The sequence below is a fragment of the Dietzia sp. SYD-A1 genome (assembly GCF_015356725.1).
Lineage (GTDB): Bacteria > Actinomycetota > Actinomycetes > Mycobacteriales > Mycobacteriaceae > Dietzia.
Map to the genome: position 1 here is coordinate 1 of NZ_JADDKI010000559.1, position 1,160 is coordinate 1,160.

Consider the following 1,160-nt stretch of genomic DNA (forward strand, 5'->3'; position numbering starts at 1 on the left):
GCCCAGGCCCACCGCGAGCTCGGGGCCCAGTTCGGCGGGCCTCAGGGCGGAGTGGAGCCACAGTGCCAGGGGCAGGAGGAACGCCAGGGCGACCGCGAGCCACACGATCCGCTGACCAGACGCACCGGAGAGGGAACCGACGGTCCAGACCGCGGCCTCCTGGGCGCCGGCCAGAGGCAACCGGGCGATGAGCTGGGTCACCACCGCGGTGCCCAACGCCGCCACGGCCACCCCGCCGAGGAGGAACCGCTGGCCCACGATTCCGGAGTGGCGACCCGCGGACGCGCTCAGGACGATGGCCAGGGCGACCGCGGACCCGAGGAGCGCCGCGGGGATGATCGCCACCCCGCGTAGTCCCCAGAACGCCATCCCCGCGACCGCCCCGGCCGACGCCCCGTGGGAGATGCCCAGGATGTCGGGGCTGGCGAGCGGGTTGCCCAGGACCCGCCTGAACAGTGCCCCTGAGGCGCCGAACGCCAGACCGGCCAGGGCGCCCAGCACCGCTCGCGGGAGTTTGTCCTCCATCACCACGAAGGTGGCGCCAGGGATGGTCGCTCCTCCGACGATGGCCAAGAAGTCAGGGACCGTCACCGTGTACCGGCCGAGCAGGACGCGCACCGCCATGGCCGCCACGAGGGCGCAGACGAGCCCGAGTACCACGAGCAGGGTGCGGTTCCGGCGGGTGGCGGCGAGTCGGCGGATGACCCGTTCCGTCTCGTCCACCTCGTCCGCGGTCCGGTCGAGGACGGCGGAACTCATGAGGCGCCCACCCCCCGGTTCATCCGCAGCATGGCGATCAGGAACGGCACGCCCATCGCCACCGTCATCACACCGACGGCGATCTCACCCGGCGGGGCGATGACGCGCCCCACGGTGTCGGCGAGGAGCAGGACGACGGGGCCCACGATCACGGACAACCCCAGGACCACCCTGCTGCCGACCCCCACGAGCCGGCGCAGCAGATGGGGGACGAGGAGCCCGAGGAACGCGATCGGGCCGGCCAGCGCGGTGGCGACCCCGGACAGGATCACCACTCCACCCAGGACGACCGCCCGGCCGGCCACCGGCCCGACCCCGAGACCGCGCGCCAGATCGTCGCCCAGGGCGAGCGCGTCGAGCGACGCCGCCCCCGCGAGGACGAGGGCGAGGCCCAGGAGGAT

At 73.9% G+C, this 1,160-nt stretch carries 2 protein-coding genes; both read right to left on the minus strand.

The genetic code is table 11. The features are described 5' to 3' along the window. Positions 1-759, minus strand: a 759-nt coding sequence (locus IY392_RS16940) for an iron chelate uptake ABC transporter family permease subunit (RefSeq protein WP_228549563.1), incomplete at its 3' end; no start/stop codon positions are given. Then, positions 756-1,160: iron chelate uptake ABC transporter family permease subunit (locus IY392_RS16945; RefSeq protein ID WP_194861862.1), on the minus strand; the 405-nt coding region annotated here is incomplete at its 5' end. The genes IY392_RS16940 and IY392_RS16945, both read right to left, overlap by 4 nt.